This window comes from Citrobacter sp. MGH100, from assembly GCF_001034465.1.
Taxonomy (GTDB): Bacteria; Pseudomonadota; Gammaproteobacteria; order Enterobacterales; family Enterobacteriaceae; genus Citrobacter; species Citrobacter youngae.
Window position 1 is genome coordinate 750052 of record NZ_KQ089800.1, and the last position, 26414, is coordinate 776465.

At 51.4% G+C, this 26414-nt stretch carries 28 protein-coding genes; 18 read left to right on the forward strand and 10 right to left on the reverse strand.

Going from position 1 to position 26414, the window contains the following annotated elements; genetic code table 11:
* The first annotated feature begins 29 nt into the window (after positions 1–29).
* The 3 genes from ruvC (at position 30) to ruvB (ending at position 2262) form a co-directional block, all read left to right on the forward strand.
* Positions 30–551, forward strand: coding sequence for a crossover junction endodeoxyribonuclease RuvC (ruvC, locus tag SK32_RS03535; protein WP_003034867.1), 522 nt, complete (start codon positions 30–32; stop codon positions 549–551).
* A gap of 80 nt (positions 552–631) precedes the next feature.
* On the forward strand, positions 632–1243 hold the full coding sequence (gene ruvA, locus SK32_RS03540; protein ID WP_016153412.1) for a Holliday junction branch migration protein RuvA: 612 nt from the start codon (positions 632–634) through the stop codon (positions 1241–1243).
* 8 nt (positions 1244–1251) lie between these two features.
* On the forward strand, positions 1252–2262 hold the full coding sequence (gene ruvB, locus SK32_RS03545) for a Holliday junction branch migration DNA helicase RuvB (protein WP_048211369.1): 1011 nt from the start codon (positions 1252–1254) through the stop codon (positions 2260–2262).
* Between the two features lie 91 nt (positions 2263–2353).
* Here the strand turns inward: ruvB and znuB are convergent, their stop codons facing one another.
* Together znuB and znuC are read right to left on the reverse strand one after the other, a co-directional pair.
* The gene (gene znuB, locus SK32_RS03550) at positions 2354–3139 is read right to left on the reverse strand and encodes a zinc ABC transporter permease subunit ZnuB (RefSeq protein WP_048211370.1); all 786 of its coding nucleotides are present in this window, start codon (positions 3137–3139) and stop codon (positions 2354–2356) included.
* A complete protein-coding gene (gene znuC, locus SK32_RS03555) occupies positions 3136–3891 on the reverse strand; it encodes a zinc ABC transporter ATP-binding protein ZnuC (protein WP_048211371.1) in 756 nt (251 codons plus the stop codon). Before znuC ends, znuB begins: the two co-directional genes overlap by 4 nt.
* 78 nt (positions 3892–3969) lie before the next feature.
* Here znuC and znuA point away from each other — a divergent pair, with 78 nt between their 5' ends.
* The 3 genes from znuA (at position 3970) to lpxM (ending at position 7341) form a co-directional block, all read left to right on the forward strand.
* Positions 3970–4914, forward strand: a complete 945-nt coding sequence (znuA, locus tag SK32_RS03560) for a zinc ABC transporter substrate-binding protein ZnuA (RefSeq protein WP_005120703.1) — start codon at positions 3970–3972, stop codon at positions 4912–4914.
* 15 nt (positions 4915–4929) lie between these two features.
* Positions 4930–6249: a murein DD-endopeptidase MepM gene (gene mepM, locus SK32_RS03565; protein ID WP_071887356.1), complete on the forward strand. Its 1320-nt coding sequence runs from the start codon at positions 4930–4932 to the stop codon at positions 6247–6249.
* 120 nt (positions 6250–6369) lie between these two features.
* Complete coding sequence (gene lpxM / locus SK32_RS03570; protein ID WP_048211373.1) at positions 6370–7341, forward strand: lauroyl-Kdo(2)-lipid IV(A) myristoyltransferase; 972 nt, start codon at positions 6370–6372, stop codon at positions 7339–7341.
* 86 nt (positions 7342–7427) lie between these two features.
* Here lpxM and pyk read toward each other — a convergent pair whose 3' ends face one another.
* Positions 7428–8870, reverse strand: a complete 1443-nt coding sequence (gene pyk, locus SK32_RS03575) for a pyruvate kinase (protein ID WP_048211374.1) — start codon at positions 8868–8870, stop codon at positions 7428–7430.
* 119 nt (positions 8871–8989) lie between these two features.
* The gene (locus SK32_RS03580) at positions 8990–9859 is read right to left on the reverse strand and encodes a MurR/RpiR family transcriptional regulator (protein ID WP_003034893.1); all 870 of its coding nucleotides are present in this window, start codon (positions 9857–9859) and stop codon (positions 8990–8992) included.
* A gap of 367 nt (positions 9860–10226) precedes the next feature.
* Here SK32_RS03580 and zwf point away from each other — a divergent pair, with 367 nt between their 5' ends.
* The 3 genes from zwf (at position 10227) to kdgA (ending at position 14423) form a co-directional block, all read left to right on the forward strand.
* Positions 10227–11702 carry a glucose-6-phosphate dehydrogenase gene (gene zwf / locus SK32_RS03585; protein WP_048211375.1) on the forward strand — a complete coding sequence of 492 codons (1476 nt, stop codon included), beginning with the start codon at positions 10227–10229 and terminating at the stop codon, positions 11700–11702.
* A 233-nt stretch (positions 11703–11935) separates the two neighbouring features.
* Positions 11936–13747: a phosphogluconate dehydratase gene (edd, locus tag SK32_RS03590; RefSeq protein ID WP_048211376.1), complete on the forward strand. Its 1812-nt coding sequence runs from the start codon at positions 11936–11938 to the stop codon at positions 13745–13747.
* Positions 13748–13781: 34 nt separating this feature from the next.
* Positions 13782–14423 carry a bifunctional 4-hydroxy-2-oxoglutarate aldolase/2-dehydro-3-deoxy-phosphogluconate aldolase gene (gene kdgA, locus SK32_RS03595; protein WP_003034901.1) on the forward strand — a complete coding sequence of 214 codons (642 nt, stop codon included), beginning with the start codon at positions 13782–13784 and terminating at the stop codon, positions 14421–14423.
* 102 nt (positions 14424–14525) lie between these two features.
* Here the strand turns inward: kdgA and purT are convergent, their stop codons facing one another.
* Positions 14526–15704, reverse strand: coding sequence for a formate-dependent phosphoribosylglycinamide formyltransferase (purT, locus tag SK32_RS03600; protein ID WP_048211377.1), 1179 nt, complete (start codon positions 15702–15704; stop codon positions 14526–14528).
* A gap of 131 nt (positions 15705–15835) precedes the next feature.
* Between purT and yebG the strand changes: the two genes are divergently transcribed.
* The 4 genes from yebG to ptrB all read left to right on the forward strand — a co-directional run bounded on the left by yebG (position 15836) and on the right by ptrB (position 19496).
* Complete coding sequence (yebG, locus tag SK32_RS03605; protein ID WP_048211378.1) at positions 15836–16126, forward strand: DNA damage-inducible protein YebG; 291 nt, start codon at positions 15836–15838, stop codon at positions 16124–16126.
* 121 nt (positions 16127–16247) lie between these two features.
* On the forward strand, positions 16248–16601 hold the full coding sequence (gene yebF / locus SK32_RS03610; protein WP_003034909.1) for a protein YebF: 354 nt from the start codon (positions 16248–16250) through the stop codon (positions 16599–16601).
* A gap of 94 nt (positions 16602–16695) precedes the next feature.
* Positions 16696–17355: a tellurite resistance TerB family protein gene (locus tag SK32_RS03615; protein WP_048211379.1), complete on the forward strand. Its 660-nt coding sequence runs from the start codon at positions 16696–16698 to the stop codon at positions 17353–17355.
* Between the two features lie 86 nt (positions 17356–17441).
* Positions 17442–19496 (forward strand): oligopeptidase B, encoded by a 2055-nt coding sequence (gene ptrB, locus SK32_RS03620; RefSeq protein ID WP_170927362.1) that lies wholly within the window; start codon positions 17442–17444, stop codon positions 19494–19496.
* A 2-nt stretch (positions 19497–19498) separates the two neighbouring features.
* On the opposite strand, the gene exoX is transcribed toward ptrB, so the two are convergent.
* The 3 genes from exoX to SK32_RS03635 form a co-directional block, all read right to left on the reverse strand.
* The gene (gene exoX, locus SK32_RS03625) at positions 19499–20161 is read right to left on the reverse strand and encodes an exodeoxyribonuclease X (protein ID WP_048211381.1); all 663 of its coding nucleotides are present in this window, start codon (positions 20159–20161) and stop codon (positions 19499–19501) included.
* 22 nt (positions 20162–20183) lie between these two features.
* Positions 20184–20840, reverse strand: a complete 657-nt coding sequence (locus tag SK32_RS03630) for a carbon-nitrogen hydrolase family protein (RefSeq protein WP_048211382.1) — start codon at positions 20838–20840, stop codon at positions 20184–20186.
* Between the two features lie 106 nt (positions 20841–20946).
* The gene (locus tag SK32_RS03635; RefSeq protein WP_005120732.1) at positions 20947–21177 is read right to left on the reverse strand and encodes a DNA polymerase III subunit theta; all 231 of its coding nucleotides are present in this window, start codon (positions 21175–21177) and stop codon (positions 20947–20949) included.
* Between the two features lie 142 nt (positions 21178–21319).
* On the opposite strand from SK32_RS03635, the gene yobA reads away from it, so the two are divergent.
* From yobA to pphA, 5 genes are all read left to right on the forward strand, one after another.
* Complete coding sequence (gene yobA, locus SK32_RS03640) at positions 21320–21694, forward strand: CopC domain-containing protein YobA (protein ID WP_044711069.1); 375 nt, start codon at positions 21320–21322, stop codon at positions 21692–21694.
* A gap of 3 nt (positions 21695–21697) precedes the next feature.
* Complete coding sequence (gene copD / locus SK32_RS03645; protein ID WP_048211383.1) at positions 21698–22570, forward strand: copper homeostasis membrane protein CopD; 873 nt, start codon at positions 21698–21700, stop codon at positions 22568–22570.
* Positions 22571–22590: 20 nt separating this feature from the next.
* Positions 22591–22929: a YebY family protein gene (locus SK32_RS03650; RefSeq protein WP_048211384.1), complete on the forward strand. Its 339-nt coding sequence runs from the start codon at positions 22591–22593 to the stop codon at positions 22927–22929.
* A gap of 623 nt (positions 22930–23552) precedes the next feature.
* The gene (locus tag SK32_RS03655) at positions 23553–24335 is read left to right on the forward strand and encodes an HNH endonuclease (RefSeq protein WP_048211385.1); all 783 of its coding nucleotides are present in this window, start codon (positions 23553–23555) and stop codon (positions 24333–24335) included.
* 245 nt (positions 24336–24580) lie between these two features.
* Positions 24581–25222, forward strand: a complete 642-nt coding sequence (gene pphA / locus SK32_RS03660) for a protein-serine/threonine phosphatase (protein ID WP_048211386.1) — start codon at positions 24581–24583, stop codon at positions 25220–25222.
* Here the strand turns inward: pphA and SK32_RS03665 are convergent, their stop codons facing one another.
* Positions 25223–25414: a YdfD/YebW family protein gene (locus tag SK32_RS03665; RefSeq protein WP_048211387.1), complete on the reverse strand. Its 192-nt coding sequence runs from the start codon at positions 25412–25414 to the stop codon at positions 25223–25225. It lies immediately after the preceding gene.
* A gap of 72 nt (positions 25415–25486) precedes the next feature.
* Positions 25487–26404 carry a LysR substrate-binding domain-containing protein gene (locus SK32_RS03670; RefSeq protein WP_048211388.1) on the reverse strand — a complete coding sequence of 306 codons (918 nt, stop codon included), beginning with the start codon at positions 26402–26404 and terminating at the stop codon, positions 25487–25489.
* Between the last annotated feature and the right edge of the window lie 10 nt (positions 26405–26414).

A 26414-nucleotide genomic window follows, 5' to 3' on the forward strand; every position in this document is an offset into this window, starting at 1 on the left:
TTAAGCCATAAAATAACAGGAGATGCGTGATGTCTATCATTCTCGGCATTGATCCGGGGTCGCGCATTACCGGTTATGGCGTAATCCGTCAGGTCGGCAGACAGTTGACCTATCTCGGCAGTGGTTGTATTCGCACCAAAGTTGACGATCTCCCGTCACGCCTGAAATTGATATACGCGGGGGTGACGGAAATCATCACCCAGTTCCAGCCGGATTATTTTGCCATCGAGCAGGTCTTTATGGCGAAAAACGCCGATTCGGCGCTTAAGCTGGGGCAGGCGCGCGGCGTGGCGATTGTTGCTGCGACCAATCAGGATCTTCCGGTGTTTGAGTATGCTGCCCGACAGGTTAAACAAACCGTCGTCGGTATCGGCAGCGCGGAAAAAAGCCAGGTACAACACATGGTGCGTACGCTGCTCAAACTCCCGGCTAACCCTCAGGCGGATGCTGCGGATGCGCTGGCGATTGCCATTACCCACTGCCATGTCAGCCAGAACGCCATGCAAATGAGTGAGTCGAGGTTGAATTTAGCGCGCGGTAGGTTACGTTAGTGACAAATGAGGCTGGATATCTATCCAGCCTTTTTTTATGATAGCGCATTACCTTTTAGCCCTTAACGCAGGAGCGTCATGTGATAGGCAGACTCAGAGGCATCATTCTTGAAAAACAACCCCCACTGGTCCTTCTGGAAACGGGCGGGGTAGGCTATGAAGTGCATATGCCGATGACCTGTTTCTACGAGCTGCCGGAAGCCGGGCAGGAAGCGATCATCTTCACGCATTTTGTGGTGCGCGAAGACGCACAGCTGCTGTATGGCTTTAACAATAAGCAAGAGCGCACGCTGTTTAAAGAGCTAATTAAAACCAACGGTGTGGGGCCGAAGCTGGCGCTGGCGATCCTCTCCGGTATGTCTGCGCAGCAGTTTGTCAATGCCGTTGAGCGCGAAGAGCTTGGCGCACTGGTGAAATTACCGGGCATCGGTAAGAAAACGGCAGAGCGATTGATCGTCGAAATGAAAGACCGTTTTAAAGGACTGCATGGCGATCTCTTTACCCCGGCGGCAGATCTGGTCCTGACCTCGCCGGCAAGTCCGGCAACGGACGATGCCGAGCAGGAAGCGGTTGCTGCGCTGGTGGCGTTGGGCTATAAACCACAGGAAGCCAGCCGCATGGTGAGCAAAATTGCCCGCCCTGATGCCAGCAGTGAAACCCTGATTCGTGAAGCGCTTCGCGCGGCGCTGTGAGGTAGAGGATGATTGAAGCAGACCGTCTGATTTCGGCTGTCAGCACGACCCCTGAAGATCTGGTGGATCGTGCGATCCGCCCTAAATTGCTGGAAGAGTACATTGGTCAGCCGCAGGTGCGTTCGCAAATGGAGATTTTTATCCAGGCGGCGAAGCTGCGCGGTGACGCGCTCGACCATCTGCTGATTTTCGGTCCTCCGGGTCTCGGTAAAACCACGCTTGCCAATATTGTTGCCAATGAAATGGGCGTTAATCTGCGTACTACGTCCGGTCCGGTACTGGAAAAAGCAGGCGACCTGGCGGCAATGCTCACCAACCTTGAACCACACGATGTGTTGTTTATCGATGAAATCCATCGTCTGTCACCGGTGGTGGAAGAAGTGTTGTATCCGGCAATGGAAGACTATCAGCTGGATATCATGATTGGCGAAGGCCCGGCTGCGCGTTCAATTAAAATCGATCTGCCGCCGTTTACGCTAATCGGCGCAACAACCCGCGCGGGGTCGTTAACGTCTCCACTGCGTGATCGCTTTGGGATTGTGCAGCGCCTGGAGTTCTATCAGGTGGCTGACCTGCAGCATATTGTTGGACGCAGTGCCCGCTTTATGGGGCTGGAGATGAGTGACGAAGGCGCGCTGGAAGTGGCGCGGCGGGCACGTGGTACGCCGCGTATTGCCAACCGTTTATTGCGTCGGGTACGCGATTTTGCCGAAGTGAAGCATGACGGCACCATCTCGGCGGATATCGCCGCCCAGGCACTGGATATGCTCAATGTGGATGCGGAAGGCTTCGATTATATGGACCGTAAGCTGCTGCTGGCGGTTATCGATAAATTCTTCGGTGGTCCGGTAGGACTGGATAACCTGGCGGCGGCAATCGGCGAAGAACGTGAAACCATTGAGGACGTGCTGGAACCGTATCTGATTCAGCAAGGTTTTCTGCAGCGTACGCCGCGCGGAAGAATGGCAACGGTACGGGCCTGGAACCATTTCGGGATCACGCCGCCGGCAATGCCTTAAGCCCCAATAATGCCGGATGGCGCTACGCTAATCAGGCCTACGGTATGATGTAGGCAGGATTAGGTGAAACCGCCATCCGGCGAAATACCACTCAGCTCGCTTGCTTCTTCATCATACTGAAGATAAACAGCAGTGCAGCACAAAGCACCACGGATGGTCCTGCTGGCGTATCATAGAACGCTGAGAAGGTCAGCCCGCCTGTAACCGCTATCATCCCAACGCCCACGGCAACACCGGCCATCTGTTCGGGTGTACGGGCGAAACGACGTGCGGTAGCCGCAGGAATTATCAGCAGTGAGGTGATAATCAGTGCCCCGACGAATTTCATCGCCACACCAATAGTGAGTGCTGTGACCAGCATCAGCAATAGCTTGACACGTTGCAGCTTCACGCCATCAACAAAGGCCAGATCCGGGCTGATAGTCATCGACAGCAGGTTACGCCACTGCCAGAACAAAATCGCCAGAACGATAACCACGCCAATGGCAATGGCCACCAGATCTTCTGGGGTGACAGCGAGCAGATCGCCAAACAGATAGGCCATCAGATCCACACGAATATTCGACATCAGGCTAACAACAACCAGCCCTAATGACAGCGCACTGTGCGCCATAATACCGAGCAGGGTATCAATCGCGAGATGCGGGCGTTTCTCCAGCCATACCAGGCCTGCGGCCAGCAACAGGGTGACGGCGATAACCGCATAGAAAGGGTTTACATCCAGCAGCAGGCCAAAGGCGACCCCCAGCAGCGACGCATGAGCCAGCGTATCGCCGAAATAAGACATTCGACGCCAGACTACAAACGAGCCAAGCGGGCCAGCAGCACAGGCCAGCATGATCCCGGCTAACCAACCGGGTAATAATAATTCAATCATGAGTGACCATTTCCCCGGCGTAAAACAATGCGACCCTGTAAATCGTGGCGATGATTATGGTTGTGACGGTAAATTCCGAGTTGTTCAGCGCCGCGTTGCCCGAACATAGAAATGAATTCAGGGTGCATAGAAACCACCTCTGGCGTGCCGGAGCAGCAAATGTGGTGGTTCAGACACAGGACTTCGTCGGTTTTTGCCATGACCAGATGCAGGTCATGGGATACCATCAGCACGGCGCAATCCAGCTCACGTCGCAACTGATCGATAAGATCGTACAGTGCAACCTGACCATTCACATCCACGCCCTGAGTCGGTTCATCGAGCACCAGGAGCTGCGGTTTATTTAGCAACGCACGGGCCAGCAAGACACGCTGTGTTTCCCCGCCGGACAGTTTTTGCATCGGCGCATCCATCAGATGCCCGGCCTGAACACGCTTCAGCGCAGGGAGAATGTCGGTTTTCTTTGTGCCAGGACGTAAGCGCAAAAAGCGACTCACCGTCAGCGGAAGTGTTGTATCGAGGTAGAGTTTTTGCGGTACATAGCCAATCCGCAAATGCCCGTTGCGCTTGATAACCCCTTCATCAGCCGCTACCAGCCCCAATACAACGCGCACCAGCGTAGACTTTCCGGCCCCATTCGGGCCAAGAAGCGTTAAAATTTTGCCGGGTCGAAGTTCAAGCGATACGTCAGAAAGGACGCGGCGTTGACCATAAGAGACCGAGACATTTTCCAGTGAAACCAAAGTCGTCATATCAATTTTAGTCTTGCAGAAGTTATAGAATGTTATAATATCACATTTCTCACATTCGTTACGATGATTGGTCGCATTATGTTACATAAAAATACGCTTCTTTTCGCAGCATTATCCGCTGCTCTTTGGGGTAGTGCAACTCAGGCAGCAAATGCTGCTGTAGTGGCGTCACTTAAGCCGTTGGGCTTTATTGCTTCAGCGATTGCAGATGGGGTTACAGACACCCAGGTTCTGTTGCCTGACGGGGCTTCCGAACACGATTATTCGCTGCGTCCTTCAGACGTAAAACGCTTACAGAACGCGGACTTAGTTGTTTGGATAGGTCCGGAAATGGAGGCGTTTATGGAAAAGTCAGTCAAGAATATTCCTAACGCAAAACAGGTAACGATTGCGCAGCTCAATGACGTGAAACCGTTACTCATGAAAGGCGCTGACGATGATGATGACGATCATGGGCATAACGACGCTCACGGCGAAAAAAGTGACGAGCATCACCATCATGGTGATTACAACATGCATCTTTGGCTTTCCCCAGAGATAGCGCGGGCCTCAGCGGTTGCAATCCATGATAAATTAGTGGAACTTATGCCGCAAAGTCGAGCCAAACTTGACGCCAACCTGAAGGATTTTGAGGCACAATTAGCCGCAACCGATAAGCAGGTAGGTAACGAGCTCGCACCGCTCAAGGGTAAAGGGTATTTCGTTTTTCATGACGCCTATGGCTACTACGAAAAACACTACGGGCTAACACCGCTTGGTCACTTTACCGTGAACCCTGAGATTCAACCTGGTGCGCAGCGTTTACATGAAATAAGAACACAGTTGGTTGAGCAAAAAGCAACCTGCGTTTTTGCTGAGCCACAGTTCAGGCCAGCGGTCGTTGAAGCCGTAGCGAGAGGGACATCCGTTCGAATGGGAACGTTGGATCCCCTCGGAACGAATATCAAACTGGGTAAAACAAGCTATTCAGCGTTTCTGAACCAATTAGCCAACCAGTATGCGAGCTGCCTGAAAGGAGATTAATGAGGAAGTGAATACGTGCAACAGATAGCCCGCTCTGTCGCTCTGGCGTTTAATAATTTGCCGCGACCCCATCGTGTTATGTTGGGGTCGCTTACTGTTCTGACATTGGCCGTCGCAGTCTGGCGGCCTTATGTATACCATCCCGACTCTGCACCCATCGTTAAAACCATTGAGCTGGAAAAAAGCGAGATACGTTCACTGTTGCCAGAGGCCAGCGAACCTATCGATCAAGCCGCTCAGGAAGATGAAGCTATCCCTCAGGACGAACTTGATGACAAGACCTCTGGCGAGGCCGGGGTTCACGAGTATGTTGTCTCTACCGGCGATACGCTGAGCAGTATTCTGAACCAGTACGGCATTGATATGGGCGATATCAGCCAGCTTGCCGCATCTGATAAAGATCTACGTAATCTGAAAATTGGCCAGCAACTTTCCTGGACACTGTCTTCGGAAGGTGATTTGCAGCGCCTGACCTGGGAAGTCTCCCGCCGTGAAACTCGTACTTATGATCGTACAGCAACGGGTTTCAAAATGAGCAGCGAAATGCAGCAGGGCGACTGGGTCAACAGCCGAATCAACGGTACGGTGGGCGGTAGTTTTGTCGCCAGTGCAAGAGATGCCGGCCTGACCAGCTCTGAAATCAGCGCAGTGATTAAAGCGATGCAATGGCAGATGGACTTTCGCAAGCTGAAGAAAGGCGATGAGTTCTCCGTTTTGATGTCTCGCGAGATGCTGGACGGTAAACGCGAACAAAGCCAACTGCTGGGCGTTCGTTTGCGCTCTGAAGGCAAGGATTATTACGCGATCCGTGCTGAAGACGGTAAATTCTATGACCGTAACGGGACCGGGCTTGCTAAAGGGTTTATGCGTTTCCCTACGGCGAAGCAGTTCCGTATTTCGTCAAACTTCAATCCGCGTCGCCTGAATCCGGTAACCGGGCGCGTTGCACCGCACAAAGGTGTCGACTTTGCGATGCCGCAAGGTACGCCGGTGCTGTCAGTCGGTGATGGTGAGGTGGTTGTCGCGAAACGGAGTGGCGCGGCCGGATACTATGTTGCTGTTCGTCACGGTCGTACTTACACCACCCGTTACATGCACCTGCGTAAGCTGCTGGTTAAACCGGGGCAAAAAGTGAAACGTGGCGATCGCATTGCGCTGTCAGGTAACACCGGGCGTTCTACGGGCCCGCACCTGCACTACGAAGTATGGGTCAACCAGCAGGCTGTGAACCCGTTGACGGCAAAACTGCCGCGTACGGAAGGGTTGAGCGGTTCGGATCGTACCGAGTACCTGGCTCAGGTGAAAGAGGTTCTGCCTCAGTTACGCTTCGATTAATAAATACACTGACAGAGCCGGTACGCTATGCGTGCCGGCTTTTTTATTTTGTACGGGACACGGTGCGCCGCTACACTATCAGCAGATTTACTTTTTCGCGGCCCCCGATACTGGAAGAGCATGGAAACGAAAAAAAAGAGTATTGAGTATATCCCTGAGTTTCAAAAATCATTCCGTCACCCGCGCTACTGGGGCGCCTGGTTTGGCGTGGCAGCGATTGCAGGGATTGCATTAACGCCCGCGTCATTTCGCGATCCCGTTCTGGCGAAACTGGGGCGGCTTGCCGGACGGCTGGGGAAAAGTTCGCGTCGTAGAGCGCTTATTAATTTATCCCTCTGTTTTCCGGAGCGCAGCGAAGCCGAGCGTGAGGCCATCGTTGATGAGATGTTTGCGACTGCGCCTCAGGCGATGGTTATGATGGCAGAATTAGCCATGCGCGGTCCGGAGAAAATCCAGCACCGCGTTGACTGGCAGGGCCTGGAAATTATCGATGAGATGCGACGTAATGAGGAAAAGGTGATTTTTCTCGTCCCTCACGGCTGGGGTGTTGATATTCCGGCAATGCTGATGGCAGCTCAAGGCCAGAAAATGGCAGCGATGTTCCATAACCAGGGCAATCCGGTATTTGATTATGTCTGGAATACGGTACGTCGACGTTTCGGCGGTCGTTTACATGCACGTAACGACGGTATTAAACCTTTTATTCAGTCGGTACGGCAGGGATACTGGGGATATTACTTACCGGATCAGGACCACGGCCCGGAGCACAGCGAGTTTGTCGATTTCTTCGCGACCTATAAGGCAACGTTACCGGCGATTGGCCGCCTGATGAAGGTTTGTCATGCACGCGTAATACCGCTATTCCCGGTGTATGATGGTAAAACGCATCGCCTGACGATTCAGGTACGCCCCCCCATGGATGACATTCTGACGGCCGATGACCATACAATTGCCAGACGGATGAATGAAGAAGTGGAGATTTTTGTCACCCCACATCTTGAACAATACACCTGGATTCTGAAACTGCTAAAGACCCGTAAACCCGGCGAGATTGAGCCCTATAAGCGCAAAGATCTCTATCCGAAGAAATAAAAAAAGCCTCTCGTTCGAGAGGCTTTTTTGTATCAGGCGACCTGTGCGCCTGATAAGCGAGTAATATCAGGCAGTCAGCAGAGTCGTTATTCTACAGTCAGAATACGTGTGGTGTTGGTGGAGCCGATGGTGCTCATGACATCACCCTGGGTCACAATCACCAGATCGCCTGACACCAGGTAGCCTTTGTCGCGCAGCAGATTGACCGCTTCGTTGGCAGCCATTACACCGTCAGTTTCGCTGTCAAAGTGGACCGGTGTAACCCCACGATACAGAGAGGTCAGATTCAGCGTACGCTCATGACGAGACATCGCGAAAATTGGCAGGCCAGAACTGATGCGTGATGTCATCAGCGCAGTACGACCGGACTCGGTCATGGCGATGATAGCGGTAACGCCTTTCAGATGGTTCGCGGCATACATCGCTGACATGGCGATAGCTTCTTCGACATTATCAAACTGTACGTCGAGACGGTGTTTAGAAACGTTGATGCTCGGGATTTTCTCTGCACCCAGACATACGCGAGCCATAGCTGCGACGGTTTCCGCCGGGTACTGGCCTGCCGCAGTTTCGGCAGACAGCATGACGGCATCAGTCCCATCCAGCACGGCGTTTGCCACGTCCATGACTTCCGCACGTGTCGGCATTGGGTTAGTGATCATTGACTCCATCATCTGCGTTGCGGTAATAACCGCACGGTTCAGCTGACGTGCGCGACGGATCAACGCTTTCTGAATACCAACCAGCTCCGGGTCGCCAATTTCCACGCCCAGGTCACCACGCGCGACCATTACCACGTCAGAGGCAAGGATGATGTCATCCATCGCATTCTGGTCGCAGACAGCTTCAGCACGCTCTACCTTGGCAACAATTTTCGCATCGCAGCCAGCGTCGCGCGCCAGGCGGCGGGCATAATTCAGATCTTCGCCACAGCGAGGGAAAGAAACCGCCAGATAGTCAACGCTGATTTGCGCTGCAGTAATGATGTCTGCTTTGTCTTTTTCCGTCAGAGCTTCAGCAGAAAGGCCACCGCCAAGTTTGTTGATACCTTTGTTGTTGGAGAGCGGGCCACCGACAGTGACTTCGGTGAAGACTTTCATACCCTGAACTTCCAGCACTTTGAGCTGTACGCGACCATCATCCAGCAGCAGGATATCGCCCGGCACGACGTCAGCAGGCAGGCCTTTGTAATCGATGCCGACTTTTTCTTTGTCGCCTTCACCTTTACCGAGGTTGGCGTCTAACAGGAATTTGTCGCCAACATTGAGAAATACTTTCCCTTCTTTAAAGGTCGATACGCGGATTTTAGGTCCCTGCAGGTCACCCAAAATAGCTACATGACGTCCCAGTTTGGCGGCAATCTCACGGACTTTATCCGCCCGCAATTTGTGATCTTCTGGAGAGCCGTGCGAAAAGTTCATACGTACAACGTTCGCCCCAGCGGCGATAATTTTTTCAAGGTTGTTATCGCGGTCAGTTGCCGGGCCTAAGGTGGTAACGATTTTGGTTCTGCGAAGCCTTCTGGACATGTAATACTCCGTTGACTGAAACAACTTGGTGTTGCGTGAACATTAATCCGGCCGTTCTCGAACATAAACGGTAAAATGAACGACCCGGATGATAAAAGGGTAGAACATTGTTATTGCTTTTAGCGGTCATCACTCTTGATGAGTAATTCTTTATCAAAACGCGATTCCTTGAGCGCTTCCTTGACACGCTTCAAGTTATCTCTAAATTTTGCCCCACGGCGCAAAGTAAATCCCGTAGCCAGCACATCTATCACGGTAAGTTGAGCAAGTCGAGAGACCATGGGCATATAAATGTCAGTATCTTCCGGTACATCGAGGGTAATTGCCAGCGTTGCTTCACGTGCCAGCGGCGTACCAGGAGATGTCAGGGCAATCACCATGGCATCGTTTTCTCTTGCCAGTTGTGCCAGTTCCACCAGACTTTTGGTTCTTCCGGTGTGTGAAATGAGCACAATGACATCGTCATCACTACAATTCATACAGCTCATGCGTTGCAGTACGATGTCGTCGGAATAGATAACCGGAACGTTAAAGCGGAAAAATTTATTCATCGCGTCATGTGCTACCGCGGCGGAAGAACCTAAACCAAAGAAGGCAATTTTCTTCGCCTGGGTTAATAAATCTACTGCCCGGTTTACCGCCGCGTTATCCAGCGACTGGCGAACGTGGTCGAGGCTTGCCATCGCTGACTCGAAGATTTTCCCCGTGTAAGATTCAACGCTGTCATCCTCATCTACATTGCGATTAACATAAGGGGTACCATTTGCCAGACTTTGCGCCAGATGCAGTTTAAAATCAGGAAAGCCGCGGGTGTCCATGCTGCGACAAAAACGGTTCACCGTTGGCTCGCTGACATTCGCTTCTACAGCAAGTGCGGCGATACTTGAATGGATTGCCCGCTCGGGAGAGGCAAGAATAATGTCGGCGACTTTACGCTCTGACTTGCTCAAATGTTCCAGTTTTAACTGGATTTTTTCCAGCATATTCATGATGTAGGTAGACTCATGGGTCATGGGCAAAAACGATTTCAGCGATACGGGGAAACCGATACACAATTTAGTGTATAGATATTACCCCTGCTAATGCAGCAACGGGGCAAAATGGACAGAATAGTTGTTGTTTTTTTTCATTACATGATCGGAGTCGGATTTTCATACTTCGTCATGGGTACGAAAAATACGACTTTTTTATCCATTTTGATGGGTTATACGCCAATAAAGCGGCTGTTCGCGGTAACAGCACGGCTGGATAAGCGTTTACGGTTTCCGGATTCACGTAAAAGCAGTACAGTGCACTGTAATAAAATTACAACCAGTGTCTGGCAAAAGCACCAGGCACTTAATTGAGGAGAATGACATGGCGGTAACGCAAACAGCCCAGGCATGTGACCTGGTCATTTTCGGTGCGAAGGGCGACCTGGCGCGACGGAAATTGCTGCCTTCCCTGTATCAACTGGAAAAGGCCGGTCAGATTAACCCGGATACCCGCATCATTGGGGTAGGGCGTGCTGATTGGGACAAAGCTGCCTATACCAAGGTTGTACGCGAAGCGCTCGAAACTTTCATGAAAGAAAAAATTGATGAAAGTTTATGGGAAACTCTCAGTGGCCGTCTGGAGTTTTGTAACCTGGACGTCAATGACACCGCCGCATTTAGCCGTCTGGGCGAGATGCTGGATCAAAAATCACGTACCACGATTAACTATTTCGCTATGCCGCCAAGCACCTTTGGCGCGATCTGCAAAGGCTTGGGTGAAGCAAAGCTGAATGCTAAACCCGCTCGCGTGGTGATGGAAAAACCGCTGGGCACGTCTCTGGCGACATCCCGTGAAATCAACGATCAGGTTGGCGAGTACTTCGAAGAGTGCCAGGTTTATCGTATTGACCACTATCTCGGGAAAGAGACGGTCCTGAACCTGTTGGCACTGCGTTTTGCCAACTCCCTGTTTGTGAACAACTGGGATAACCGCACTATCGATCACGTAGAAATTACCGTGGCTGAAGAGGTCGGTATTGAAGGCCGCTGGGGCTATTTTGACCAGGCCGGTCAAATGCGCGATATGATCCAGAACCACTTGCTGCAAATCCTCTGCATGATCGCAATGTCCCCTCCGGCTGATCTGAGCGCCGACAGCATTCGCGATGAGAAAGTGAAGGTCCTGAAATCGCTGCGTCGCATCGATCGCTCGAACGTGCGTGAAAAAACGGTTCGCGGCCAGTACACCACTGGTTTTGCCCAGGGTAAAAAGGTACCGGGTTACCTGGAAGAAGAGGGCGCGAATAAGAGCAGCAATACGGAAACGTTTGTGGCGATCCGCGTCGATATCGATAACTGGCGTTGGACGGGTGTACCGTTCTACCTGCGTACTGGTAAACGTTTACCAACCAAGTGCTCTGAAGTGGTGGTTTATTTCAAAACACCTGAGCTGAATCTGTTTAAAGAATCCTGGCAGGATCTGCCGCAGAACAAGTTGACTATTCGTTTGCAGCCTGATGAAGGGGTTGATATCCAGGTACTGAACAAAGTGCCGGGTCTGGACCACAAACATAATCTGCAGATCACTAAGCTGGATCTGAGCTACTCAGAAACCTTCAACCAAACGCACCTGGCCGACGCCTATGAGCGCCTGCTGTTGGAAACCATGCGCGGTATTCAGGCTCTGTTTGTGCGTCGCGATGAAGTCGAAGAGGCCTGGAAGTGGGTGGATTCAATTACTGAAGCCTGGGCGATGGATAACGAGTCGCCGAAGCCTTATCAGGCAGGAACCTGGGGACCGGTTGCGTCTGTAGCCATGATCACCCGTGACGGTCGTTCCTGGAACGAATTCGAGTAAAAGATCATCTAGCCATTAGGTGTTATTTTACCGGTAACATGATCTAACACAGATTGTAGAATAATTTTTGCACTTTTAAACCTCGCGTGGATTCACCCGCGAGGTTTTTTTTATTACACTGCCTGAAACGATTTTGCCCCTGAGCTACGGCTAACAAGCGATTCAGCTATATTTAGTAATGCTGAATACATTGTTTACCCAACCGCTCTGACAGATAAATTTTAGGAGCCTCTATGAATCCGAATTTGTTACTCGTAACACAACGCATCGTCGAACGTTCCCGTGACACGCGTTCCGCCTACCTCGCTCGAATCGAACAGGCTAAAACGACTACCGTCCATCGCTCACAGCTGGCATGCGGCAATCTGGCGCATGGTTTTGCCGCCTGTCAGCCGGAGGATAAAGCCTCGCTAAAAAGCATGTTGCGTAACAATATCGCGATCATTACCTCCTATAACGACATGCTTTCCGCACACCAGCCGTATGAACACTATCCGGCCATCATTCGCAAAGCACTACATGAAGCCAATGCGGTGGGCCAGGTTGCTGGTGGTGTACCTGCGATGTGCGACGGTGTGACCCAGGGCCAGGACGGTATGGAGCTTTCTCTGCTAAGTCGTGAAGTCATTGCGATGTCAGCGGCTGTGGGGCTCTCACACAATATGTTCGACGGTGCGTTGTTCCTCGGCGTGTGTGACAAGATTGTCCCGGGCCTGGTCATGGCGGCGCTTTCCTTCGGTCATCTGCCTTCAATCTTCATCCCTTCAGGCCCGATGGCGAGTGGTCTGGCGAACAAAGAGAAAGTGCGTATTCGTCAACTGTATGCCGAAGGCAAAGTGGATCGTATGGCACTGCTCGAATCCGAGGCTGCGTCTTATCATGCGCCGGGAACCTGTACGTTCTACGGCACCGCTAACACCAACCAGATGGTGGTGGAGTTCATGGGCATGCAGTTGCCAGGTTCCTCTTTTGTTCACCCGGATGCACCACTGCGTGAAGCATTGACCGCAGCGGCGGCCCGTCAGGTAACACGTCTGACCGGCAACGGCAATGAATGGATGCCGATCGGGAAAATGATTGATGAAAAAGTGGTTGTGAACGGTATTGTGGCACTGCTGGCGACCGGCGGTTCAACCAACCATACGATGCACCTGGTAGCCATGGCGCGTGCAGCCGGTATTCTGATTAACTGGGATGACTTCTCCGATCTATCCGATATCGTGCCGCTGATGGCGCGTCTGTACCCGAATGGCCCGGCAGACATTAACCATTTCCAGGCTGCTGGCGGTGTGCCTGTATTAATGCGTGAACTGCTGAATGCGGGTCTGTTACATGAAGATGTGAACACTGTCGCTGGATTCGGTTTATCGCGCTACACCCTGGAGCCGTGGCTCAACAATGGTGAACTGGACTGGCGCGAAGGTGCGGAAAAATCACTGGACAGCAATGTGATTGCCGCCTTTGATCAGCCATTCTCCCATCACGGCGGCACTAAAGTACTGAGTGGTAACCTGGGGCGTGCGGTGATGAAAACCTCAGCTGTTCCAGTTGAAAATCAGGTGATTGAAGCGCCTGCCGTGGTCTTCGAAAGTCAACATGATGTGTTACCGGCGTTTGATGCGGGTCTGCTTGACCGGGATTGTGTGGTCGTTGTGCGCCATCAGGGACCAAAAGCGAACGGAATGCCAGAATTACATAAACTCATGCCGCCACTTGGTGTATTATTGGACCGTTGTTTCAAAATTGCGTTAGTTACCGATGGACGACTTTCAGGTGCTTCAGGTAAAGTGCCTTCAGCAATCCATGTAACTCCAGAAGCTTACGATGGCGGGCTGCTGGCGAAAGTGCGCGATGGCGACATCATTCGTGTGAATGGACAGACAGGTGAATTAACGCTGCTGGTTGATGAAGAGGAACTTGCTTCCCGTCAGCCTCACATCCCTGACCTTAGCGCTTCGCGCGTGGGTACCGGGCGTGAAATGTTCAGCGCGTTGCGTGAAAAGCTGTCCGGTGCGGAGCAGGGCGCAACCTGTATCACTTTTTAAGACTTAATTTGTAATCAGGCGAGAGAAAACTCTGATGAAAAACTGGAAGACAAGTGCAGAAGCAATCCTGACCACTGGCCCGGTTGTACCGGTTATTGTGGTTAACAAACTGGAACACGCTGTGCCGATGGCAAAAGCGTTAGTTGCAGGGGGCGTGCGCGTTCTGGAAGTGACGTTACGTACCGCATGTGCGATGGATGCCATTCGCGCGATCGCCAAAGAAGTTCCGGATGCTATCGTTGGTGCGGGTACCGTACTGAATCCACAACAGCTGGCTGAAGTCACCGAAGCGGGCGCGCAGTTCGCTATCAGCCCGGGTCTGACCGAGCCACTGCTGAAAGCCGCAACTGAAGGCACTATTCCGTTGATCCCGGGTATCAGCACCGTTTCTGAACTGATGCTGGGTATGGACTACGGTTTGAAAGAGTTCAAATTCTTCCCGGCTGAAGCGAACGGCGGTACGAAAGCGCTGCAGGCGATTGCGGGTCCGTTCTCACAGGTCCGTTTCTGCCCAACCGGTGGTATCTCTCCAGCGAATTACCGCGACTACCTGGCACTGAAAAGCGTGCTGTGCATCGGCGGTTCCTGGCTGGTTCCGGCGGATGCGCTGGAAGCGGGTGATTACGATCGTATCACCAAACTGGCTCGCGAAGCGGTTGAAGGCGCGAAGCAGTAAGCTATCAACGTGTAAACCGAAGGCCCGATAAGAGGCGTTAGCGCCGATATCGGGCTTTGCCGGATGGGGTTTTACTGCCTCATCCGGTCTACGGCTCCGGTTTTAACCTGTCACTTTTACCTGTGAAGCCGCGTTTTTTGCGCGATCAACAGCTTCTTCAACACTTTCTGCAGTTGCCAGTACGACACCTAAACGACGAGTACCGTCGATTTCGGGTTTACCAAACAGACGTATCTGCAAACCCGCGCCAACGGCAGCATCCACATTATCAAAGGTAACGTTTTGGCTGCTTAGCTTCGGCAGGATCACCGCTGATGCTGACGGCCCATACTGGCGGATTGCGCCAACGGGAAGACCAAGGAATGCACGCACGTGCAGGGCAAACTCGGACAGATCCTGAGAAATCAGCGTCACCATACCCGTGTCGTGAGGGCGAGGGGAGACTTCGCTGAAAATCACTTCATCACCGCAGACAAACAGTTCGACCCCAAACAGTCCGTGGCCTCCCAGCGCCAGCACCACCTTACGGGCAATCTCCTGCGCGCGCGCCAGTGCCAGTTCACTCATCTGCTGCGGCTGCCAGGATTCACGATAATCGCCGTCTTCCTGGCGATGTCCAACCGGTGCGCAAAAATGTACGCCGTCAATGGCGCTGACGGTAAGCAGTGTGATTTCAAAATCAAAATTCACTACGCCTTCGACGATAACGCGTCCGGCACCAGCCCGACCGCCCTGTTGAGCATAGTCCCAGGCTGCAGCGAGCTGATCGGCTGAACGGATAAAGCTTTGTCCTTTACCGGACGAACTCATTACCGGTTTCACGATGCAGGGATAGCCGATTTCAGCGACGGCTTCGCGAAAGCGGACTTCACTGTCAGCAAAGCGGTAAGAAGAGGTCGGTAGAGACAATTCTTCGGCGGCGAGGCGACGGATTCCTTCCCGGTTCATGGTCAGTTGCGTTGCTCTTGCACATGGCACAACACGCTGGCCTTCCTGCTCCAGTTTTACCAGCATATCCGTGGCGATCGCCTCAATTTCCGGCACGATATAATGTGGTTTTTCACGCTCGACGAGCTGGCGTAATGCTTCGCCATCCAGCATGTTGATAACGTATGAGCGATGGGCAACGTGCATGGCTGGCGCGTCGGGGTAACGATCCACGGCAATGACTTCCACACCCAGGCGTTGACATTCAATTGCCACTTCTTTACCCAGTTCTCCCGAACCTAATAACATCACTCGCGTTGCTGCGGGACGCAGCGCTGTGCCTAATAACGTCATAAATTAATCCCCTGTTTTATCTGGGCGCAGTATATACGAAAACGTTTGCGTCTGTCTTTATTACCAGGTTGATTTCAGGGCTTAAAAAGAATATACTGTACATAAATACAGGTAATTTAAGAGGCTGCAAAATGGCGGTTGAAGTTAAATACGTAGTCATTCGGGAAGGTGAGGAAAAAATGTCGTTTACCAGCAAAAAGGAAGCCGATGCGTATGACAAAATGCTGGATACAGCGGATTTGCTCGATACATGGCTGGAGCAATCGCCGGTAGCGCTTGAAGACGAGCAGCGCGAAGCGCTTTCCCTGTGGCTGGCTGAGCAAAAAGATGTGCTAAGCGCCATCCTCAAAAACGGCAAGCTGCCTTCTCCACAGGTGGTCGACAACGACGCGCACGCTGAGGATGATACCCAGGCGGCCTGAAGCGACTTGCGCTCCTGATATTTTGTACCATGCTTTTCCCTGAATCATTGTGCAATCCCTGACGTTATTTCCCGTTGCTACAGGCAATCTGAATGACGAAGGGGAGATTAAGGAGAAAAGAATGTATAAAAAAAGAACGTTATTGAGCCTGCTGCTGCTGTCTGCCAGCGTATCTGTATTTGCGGCAAATATGGAAAGCAAAAACGTCCAGTTCCCCAAGTGTGAGGGACTGGACGCTAACGGTATTGCGGCGAGCGTGAAACGTGATTATCAACAAAATCGCATCGCGCGCTGGGCTGACGATCAAAAGCGCGTCGGGCAAGCCGATCCGGTCGCCTGGGTAAACACGCCCGATATTACGGGCAAAGACGGTAAATGGTCTGTCCCCCTGACTGTTCGCGGTAAAAGTGCGGATATTCACTATCAGGTAAAAGTCGACTGCAAAGCCGGAACAGCGGAGTATCAGCCGCAGTAACGGAGGTATTTGCACATCTTTTGATGACCTGAACACTTCCTGACATCCCCTCGGGTACGCTTTGATGATTATTCGTCTGTACTTGAGGGGCAAAATGGCTAACTGGCTAAATCAACTACAATCTCTTCTTGGGCAAAAGGGTTCCTCCGCGTCATCTTCTGGCGAGCAAGGGCTGAGTAAACTTCTCGTTCCAGGCGCGTTAGGCGGTCTGGCAGGATTACTGGTTGCCAACAAATCTTCTCGTAAATTACTGAGTAAATACGGCACCAGCGCGCTTCTGGTGGGCGGCGGTGCGGTTGCCGGGACTGTGTTATGGAACAAGTACAAGGATAAAGTTCGCGCAGCGCATCAGGATGAGCCGCAGTTTGGTGCACAGAGCTCGCCGCTGGATGAGCGAACCGAACGTCTGATTCTGGCGCTGGTTTTTGCGGCGAAAAGCGATGGCCATATTGATGCCAAAGAACGTAGCGCTATTGAGCAGCAGCTCCGTGAAGCGGGCGTGGAAGAGCAGGGCCGCGTTCTGATTGAACGTGCGATTGAACAACCACTCGATCCTCAGCGTCTGGTTCAGGGGATCCGTAACGAAGAAGAAGCGCTAGAAATTTACTTCCTGAGCTGTGCGGCGATTGATATCGACCACTTTATGGAACGCAGTTATCTGAATGCATTGGGTGATGCGTTGAAGATCCCGCAGGATGTTCGTGAAGGGATTGAGCAGGATCTTAAGGAACAAAAACAGGCCCTGCCGGGTTAAATAGTTACCGCCAAGGCGCATGTTTCGCTTGCATCATTGCTGACTTTTGCCACCCTTATAGGATGATTAAGCAAAAGAACAATGACATGCTACCTAAAGCTCCTCGTATTCCCCACGCCATGACGCAGCATGGCGACACCCGCGTTGATAATTATTACTGGTTGCGAGATGACACCCGCTCGCAACCAGAAGTACTGAATTACCTGCAACAAGAAAATGTATATGGCCGCCAGGTGATGGCTTCGCAGCAAGCTTTGCAGGAGCGTGTTCTGAAAGAGATTATCGACCGTATTCCCCCTCAGGATGTGTCTGCACCGTATGTGAAAAATGGGTACCGCTATCGCCATCTCTATGAACCGGGGTGCGAATATGCCATTTATCAACGTCAGTCTGCCTTCAGTGAAGAGTGGGATGAATGGGACACCTTGTTGGATGGTAACCAGCGCGCGGCCCACAGTGAGTTTTATACGCTGGGAGGACTGGCGATATCCCCGGATAACACCATTATGGCGCTGGCTGAGGATTATCTGTCCCGCCGGCAATATGGCGTGCGTTTTCGCAACTTACAAACGGGTAACTGGTACCCGGAGGTACTTGAAAACGTCGAGCCGGAATTAGTCTGGGCCAACGACTCGCAGACTTTCTATTATGTCCGCAAGCATGAAACCACATTGCTGCCGTATCAGGTCTGGCGGCATACCGTAGGCTCGCCATCATCACTGGATGAGCTGGTATATGAAGAAGCCGATGATATGTTTTATGTCAGTCTGCATAAAACCACCTCACAGCACTATGTTGTTATTCATATTGCGAGTGCAACCACCAGTGAGGTTCTGCTCATTGATGCAGAACTGGCTGATGCAGAGCCACTGGTCTTTTTAGCGCGACGCAAAGACCACGAATACAGTCTCGATCACTATCAGCACAATTTTTATCTGCGCTCCAACCGTCAGGGGAAAAATTTCGGCCTGTACCGTACCCGTGTTCGTGATGAGCAAGTCTGGGAGACGCTGATCCCTCCGCGTGACAACGTGATGCTGGAGGGCTTTACGCTGTTCACAGACTGGCTGGTGGTGGAAGAGCGCCAGCGGGGCTTAACCAGTCTGCGTCAGATCAATCGTAAAACGCGCGAAGTGGTCGGTATCGCCTTTGACGATCCGGCGTATGTGACATGGCTTGCCTATAACCCTGAGCCGGAGACCTCGCGCCTGCGTTATGGCTATTCCTCCATGACCACCCCGGATACGCTGTTTGAACTGGATATGGACACCGGAGAGCGTCGCGTGCTCAAGCAGACGGAGGTTCCCGGATTTGATGCGGCGAACTACCGCAGCGAACACGTATGGATCACCGCGCGGGATGGTACCGAGGTTCCGGTTTCGCTGGTTTACCATCAAAAGTACTTCCTGAAAGGAAAAAATCCGTTACTGGTTTACGGTTATGGCTCGTATGGCGCCAGCATGGACGCCGATTTCAGCAGCAGCCGCTTGAGCCTGCTGGATCGCGGCTTTGTTTATGCCATTGCCCATGTCCGTGGCGGCGGTGAGTTAGGGCAACAGTGGTACGAAGACGGTAAGTTTCTGCATAAGAAAAATACCTTCAATGATTATCTCGACGTCTGCGATGCACTGCTAAAAATGGGCTATGGCGCGCCTTCGCTATGTTATGGCATGGGAGGAAGCGCCGGAGGAATGTTAATGGGTGTTGCCATCAATGAGCGCCCTGAACTGTTTCATGGCGTCATTGCACAGGTGCCATTTGTCGATGTGCTGACCACAATGCTGGATGAGTCAATTCCACTGACGACCGGTGAGTTTGAAGAGTGGGGTAATCCGCAGGAGGAAGAGTATTACACCTACATGAAAAGCTACAGTCCGTATGACAATGTTACCGCGCAGGCTTATCCGCATCTGCTGGTGACAACGGGCTTGCACGACTCCCAGGTGCAATACTGGGAACCGGCAAAGTGGGTGGCAAAACTGCGTGAGCTGAAAACGGACGACCATCTGCTGTTACTCTGCACGGATATGGATTCCGGGCACGGCGGTAAATCCGGACGTTATAAATCTTACGAAGGTGTGGCCCTGGAATACGCGTTTTTGATTGGGCTGGCGCAGGGCACACTGCCTGGACAAGCGTAAACTCAGGCGTTATCCAGATAGTGTTTCAGCGTTAGGCGCAATTCCGGGCTCATATTGTCAAGGTTGTTAAACAGCCAGCGCAAATAGCCCGGATCGCGTTCAGCGACTTCAGATACCGGTTTCCCGCGGTATTTTCCGAAGGTAAATGTGGTTAGCAACGCAGGACGACCGGTGACATCGGCCATTTGCTCCGGGGTCCAGCCGGACGTCTTCATAATGTCGATCAGCAGTGCCGCTGTGATGTAGCAGTCATAAAGCGCGCGGTGGTGGTGCAGACCAGACGGCGTCTGGACGCTCAGCTTGCGGGATTTATAGAGCGCCATATTGCTGTATTTGATCCCCGGCCACAGACGGCGGGAAAGCTTCATGGTGCAAATCCATTCTCCTGGCATTTCGGGCAGCACACGCCGATCAAAACTGGCGTTATGCGCCACGTACCACTCGCTGCCGTAATACTGCGGGATGACATCTTCAATCCACGGTTTATCCGCTACCATCGCTTCAGTGATGTGATGGATAGCCATGGCTTGTGGACTGATGGGACGGTCAGGACGCACCAGATGGCTCATGGGATTGACGATCGTTCCGTCAACGACATCGACAGACGCAATCTCAACAATGCCTCCCTGCAGACCACAGGTTTCTGTATCTATTATGCGCAACATGCCGGGCTCCAGACCAAAACGACTAGCGTAATGGAATGATATCACCTTGCCAACCCCGTGGCGTGCGTTGTCCGGTTAACAGTAACGAACCGCTGTCTGCGCGTACAATTAACCGCCCCCCTTCATCCCACAACGCGCTGCTGCCACGTGCATTGGCCATCAGCACCGCAATGGCGAATTTATGTGAAAAACTTTGCAGGCGCGAAGCGGAAGAGAGCAGTTCTGGTTCGCTGACGGACTGAGAGGTTGTGAATAGCGAAAATGTCGGGTCGATATCAATACCTTCCGGCTGACTGTCGACAACGCTGATGGCATTTTGTTGCCTGGCGATACAGGCGCCATGGCTTTGATGAAACATTAACGGCGAGGTCATCCAGGGAGAGAAAAGCGCTATTCCCTTCACAAAGCGATCGTGATGCTCTACCGACAACCCGGCAATGATGGTCATACGATACGTGGCCGCAGCGTGGGCGAGGGGTTGCAATAACTCTTCATCAGGTGGGGCTGGGAGAGCGTCGTCTTCGTCCACACATCCCAACAGGGACAATGATGGAAAAACCAACAATTCGCATTGGCATTTAGCCGCTGCCTGAATGAACTGCAAATGATGGGCGACGTGTTCGCTTAATGATCGTTGAAGTGGTTCGTACTGCGCTGCAGCAATTTTCCAGTGTGACATAATGATTTCCTTTTCATAGTGTCTACAACCATCCTTAAATAGTAGATTAAGAATGTACTTATACTGTAGCAGGCATCATGTAAGGAATTGTAACTTAATATAAGGTTTATTTAACTTTAGGCTCGTAAGGTAAACGTGACAGGGAAACAGAAGCTAAACGGTGCGCGATCAGGCGTTCACGGAACCAGTCGCGTAAATGTGCAGGCTGTTCACGCTCGACTACTTCAGCAACGACAGGCATGTTGTAGCGCTCTTTAAATGCGACACCTGCCGCAGCGAGATCGACGTTAACCTTATCCATTTCTGCTTGCTCAAGTTTGGCCAGATTAATATTCATACGTTTTTCCTCATCTCTCCATTAGCGCGCAAAAGTTACTAAGAGTGCGCATTAATGGCAAGCCTGAAATGATGATTCTCGACTCGATCATTGTAGAAGGTTATTCTCTATAGATTAGACATAACAAAAAGGAATAGTTGAAATGGCTTCATCTGCATCTATGCTTCGCAGCGCTCTCATCGTACTCGCCAGCGTGCTGGCAACGCCCGCCGCCCTGGCGCATGCCCACCTCACAAAACAAAGCCCGGCGGCTAATGCCGAGGTTGCGGCATCTCCTCAGGCGTTGACGCTGAATTTTTCTGAAGGCGTAGAGCCGGGATTCAGCGGCGCAACGCTGACAGGTCCAAACAAAGAACAGATCAAAACGGGCAAGGCGTCACGCAGTGAGCAGGACAAAACACAGCTGATTGTTCCGCTTGATCAAACACTTGAAGCAGGAAAATATACGGTCGACTGGCACGTTGTTTCCGTGGATGGTCACAAGACGAAGGGGCAATATACCTTTAGCGTGAAATAACCGATGCTGGCATTTACCTGGGTTGCATTACGGTTTATCCATTTTACCACTTTGATGCTGGTGTTTGGTTGTGCGCTTTACGGCGCATGGCTGGCTCCCGTTTCGGTTCGTCGTTTAATGATGCGTCGTTTTTTGCGTCTGCAACGGCATGCCGCAACGTGGAGCTTTATCAGCGCGACGCTGATGCTGGCGATCCAGGGTGGGTTAATGGGCTCAGGCTGGCGGGATGTTATCTCTACAGATGTATGGGGCGCGGTGTTGCAAACGCAGTTTGGCGGCGTCTGGTTATGGCAGATTATCCTCGCGCTGGTCACTCTGGTGGTGGTTATTATCGTACCGCGTAGCATGCCGCGACGGCTGTTAATGCTGACGATTGCGCAGTTTATTTTGCTGGCTGGCGTCGGGCATGCGACGCTGCATAGTGGTATTACTGGGGCAATCCAGCAGGTTAACCATGCCTTGCATCTGATATGCGCCGCCGCCTGGTTCGGTGGCCTGCTACCCGTACTTTACTGTATGCGAATGGCGCATGGCCGCTGGCGAGAACAGGCAATCAGCACCATGATGCGTTTCTCCCGCTACGGGCATCTTTTTGTTATCGGTGTTTTACTTACTGGTATTATGAATGCGCTGTTTATTGTCGGTTTTTCTGTTCCCTGGCACATGGCTTACGGGCGACTACTTTTGTTAAAAGGTGCCCTGGTCATGCTAATGGTGGCGATTGCGCTGGTGAATCGGTATGTTCTGGTACCACGCATGCGGCAGGATAACCGCGGCATGACTCTCTATTTTATTTGGATGACCAAGCTGGAATGGGGTATAGGAGCCGTTGTGCTGGCAATTGTCAGCCTGTTCGCAACCCTTGAACCTTTCTGATTGATGGACTGGCGAAACGCATGAAAAAAATCATTATCTCTTTATTACTCCTGGCAAGCTCCGGAGCCGCGCTGGCTGCGCCGCAGGTCATTACCGTCAGCCGTTTTGAGGTTGGCAAAGATAAGTGGGCGTTTAATCGGGAAGAGGTGATGCTGACCTGCCGCCCGGGTAACGCGCTGTATGTCATCAATCCCAGTACGCTGGTGCAATATCCGTTGAATGATGTTGCCAGACAGCAGGTGGAGAGCGGAAAAACCACGGCAAAGCCGATCGAGATTATCCAGATTGATGATCCGGCGAAACCGGGCGAAAAAATGAGCCTGGCACCGTTTGTGGAGCGTGCACAAAAGCTCTGCTAATTGTCAGATGTAGCGCTCTGATTTCCAATAAAAAACCGCAAGGATCTCACAGGAGAACTTGCGGTTTTTACATTGTAGCGAGTGACAATCTCCCTTTTTTTCAGACCACTTTAGTCGCGGACTGGAAAACCTGGCGCTGTCATCTATTCTTAAATGGCAGGGTAACTTAGCCTGCATTAATGCCAACTTTTAGCGCACGGCTCTCTCCCAAGAGCCATTTCCCTGGACCGAATACAGGAATCGTATTCGGTCTCTTTTTATGTGCTTGTTTTCGTTGGGTTTTTTCTGTGCTTTCACGAAATCCCACGAAAATTACTCGAAATTTCCATATCCTGTCTAAACCATAACATATTCTGCACCGCGTGCGTCCAGGTATTTTTGGGTCATTGTTAAATTTTTATGCCCCAGCAGTCTCTGAGCAAAAACCTCTGTGTTCTCTTTTCTGGCGCGAAGACTTGAGACCATGCTTTCCTGCAGACAGAGTACGTAACCTTCCAGAACAGTCGATATGTCCCTGGTGTTGACGGCCACCAGCAGCAGTCCACAGTACCGCATTTATACGTTAAGTTTTATCGTGGGATTGTCGATATTACTCTTTATTGGCATTTCAAAAGGAATAAAAGATGAAATATTTCTATGCTTACCATGGACCCAAAAATACAAAAGATTTTGACTACAGTAATGGGTATGGGGTTGGGCAGGAATGGAAAACCCGTCAAGTGACCCCTGGTGACCGCCTTTTTGTTATTCAAAAACTCTCTGGAAAGCGAGACTTCCAGTTGTGTGGCTTATTCGAAATTATTGATACTTTTGTGGACCCAAACAACGCTTATCCATATCGAGTTCAACTGAAAGACCTATCCACTCTTGATACTTTCCTTCCGGTGGATGAATTGCTCGTTGGTGAACAACTCCCTCCCAGCAAGCGAAAAGAGGAATGGACTAATTTTAAACGACATTTTTGTCATCAGGGAGCTTCATTTGAAGCGCCTTTGTGCGAAGAAATTGTGTCGGTTCTCAGTTTATTGATTGCAATACCTGATTATCAAATGGGGACATATGCTCGCAGGGAAGACGGTCTACGCATGGTTAAAATTCGCCGGGAGCAGGCAAAATTTCGTAAAGCGGTGATGTCGAATTGGGGCAATAAATGCGCAATTACCGGCAGTACTTTGGCAGTTGAAGCTTGCCACATAATTAGCCATGCCAATAAAGGCTTACCGAGTGTAGAAAATGGCATTGCACTTGCTGCTGATTTTCATAAGTTATTTGATAGTGACCATCTGAGCTTTCGGGATAATCGAGTTATTCTTTCAGAATCTGCCCGTCTCGAACCACGATATAAAGATTTTCATGATACTGAACTGCGGAAGCCACTGAAACCAGTTGATCTATCAGTGAAATAACGGATCAACCAGGCAGAATAATAGTAACACTATTAAAACGTGAAGAAGCCCTATCGCAAAGGCGAATTGTGGGTAGCATCCACAGCGTAGTTATTCTGGGCTGCATGACATCGACAGCAGAGAGTTTGTAGTGATGTCAAATCGTACCCTGCGCAAATCATCGCGTGTCGTATGCGGTTTACTCCTCGTTTCATGCCGCTATTGCTAAAGTTATAGGCAGGTAATATCCGAGAGTAGAAGGTCATATGGGGCAGTCTGACAACGTCTACCAGAGGGTCGAAGGAACAAACTGGCGTCACATCTGGGTCGTGGGAGATCTTCACGGCTGTTTTTCTATGCTGATGGATAAATTGCGCCAGTGTCGGTTTGATCCGTGGCGCGATCTGTTGGTTTCTGTCGGCGATGTTACCGATCGTGGGCCTGATAGTCTGCGCTGTCTACAGTTGCTTCGCCGAAACTGGATGATAGCGGTCAGGGGGAATCACGAGCAGATGGCGTTGGATGCGCTGGTAACGGGGGATCTGCAGCTGTGGTTTATGAATGGGGGCTCGTGGTTTGCGCAGGCAGCACAACCCGCGGCAAGATTTGCTCTTGAAGCCTGTCAGCAATTACCGTGGATTCTGGAACTGCATTGTCAGAATGGCGTACACGTGATTGCCCATGCCGATTACCCGGATGATATTTATCTGTGGCGAAAAGAGGTCGATTTGCAACGGGTGTTGTGGGATCGTGCGCGATTAATGAATAAAGGCAGTGGAATTCATGGCGCAGATCACTTTTGGTTTGGCCATACTCCCCTGCGCCATCGGCTTGATCGCGATAATCTGCACTATATTGATACCGGCGCGGTATTTGGCGGTGAGCTAACGTTGGTGCAGTTACAATAATTAGAAATCACTATATTCCTGAGCAGGACGCCAGAAGCTGTCGATATAGTCTTCGGCCGGCAAGCATCCGCCGTTGCGAATGCGCTGATCGTCCATCGAAATTAAGCACTGCCGTTCTGTATTGTAGACATCAACCACGATATCTTCACAACCGCCATCCAGGTAGCAAACAAAAAGAATCAGCGTGAACATTCCATCCTCAAATTGTATTGCCGTATCAATAGTGTAGAAGAAATTGCAGTTAATGGGGCGGGGAGAAATAAGTTAACGCGTCACTGTGTACTCATTCGTGAAGGGCAGGTACGTTTCACCGGGCAGGTCGAAAGATTGCAACCAGTGGGTAAATTTTCTTACGGCCCCATCTTGCCTGTCATTCCACAGCAGAGAATAGGTTCCGGTATCGATAGTCAAATCGCCAAATGGCGCAACCAGCCTTCCTGTTTTCAGGTGTTTTTCACAGAATAAATAGGGCATTACGGCCAAACCCAAGCCATCTTCAGCCGCCTGCATTGCCGCAAATGTATGATCCAGCGTGATAATCTGGTTACTTTCTTGATGATCATTTGGGAAATGGCTATGCCAGCGTTTCCAGAGATCGTTACGCGCACGAATTTGAATTTTTATATGATCGTCCAGTTGATCTGGCGAGACCAGAGGTCGGCTGTGCAGGTACTGCTGGCTACAAACCAGCAGGCTTGATTCCCGAAGAAATGGAACAGGTTTAAGCCCGGAAAAATGTGCCGGATCCCGGCGAATCGCGACATCAAAGGGAGAAACGAAGCTAACGGGACCAATGCTGGTGGTGACATCGACGGTGAGTTCAGGGTGGATTTCATTCAGCTCAGCCAGTCTTGGCATTAGCCAGTGCATGGCGAATGTGGGCAGGCACTGGATGGTTAACCTTCCCGAAAAGGTGTTAGCGCTGACCTCTTTTTCTGCCTGCGCAAGTTCATCGAGTAACCGTGTTGCGACGCGGGAAAAGGTCTCGCCGGCACTCGTCAGCCTGACAGATTTGTGTGCACGATAAAACAGTTGTACGCCCAGTTGTGCTTCCAGTGCGCGGATATGTCGGCTGACTGCTCCTGTGGTGATAAACAGTTCATCAGCTGCCGCACTGAAGCTGCTTCTACGCGCAGCAGCTTCGAATGCCAGCAAATGGGGGAGCGAGAGTAATCGTGTCATTGGTTGAGTT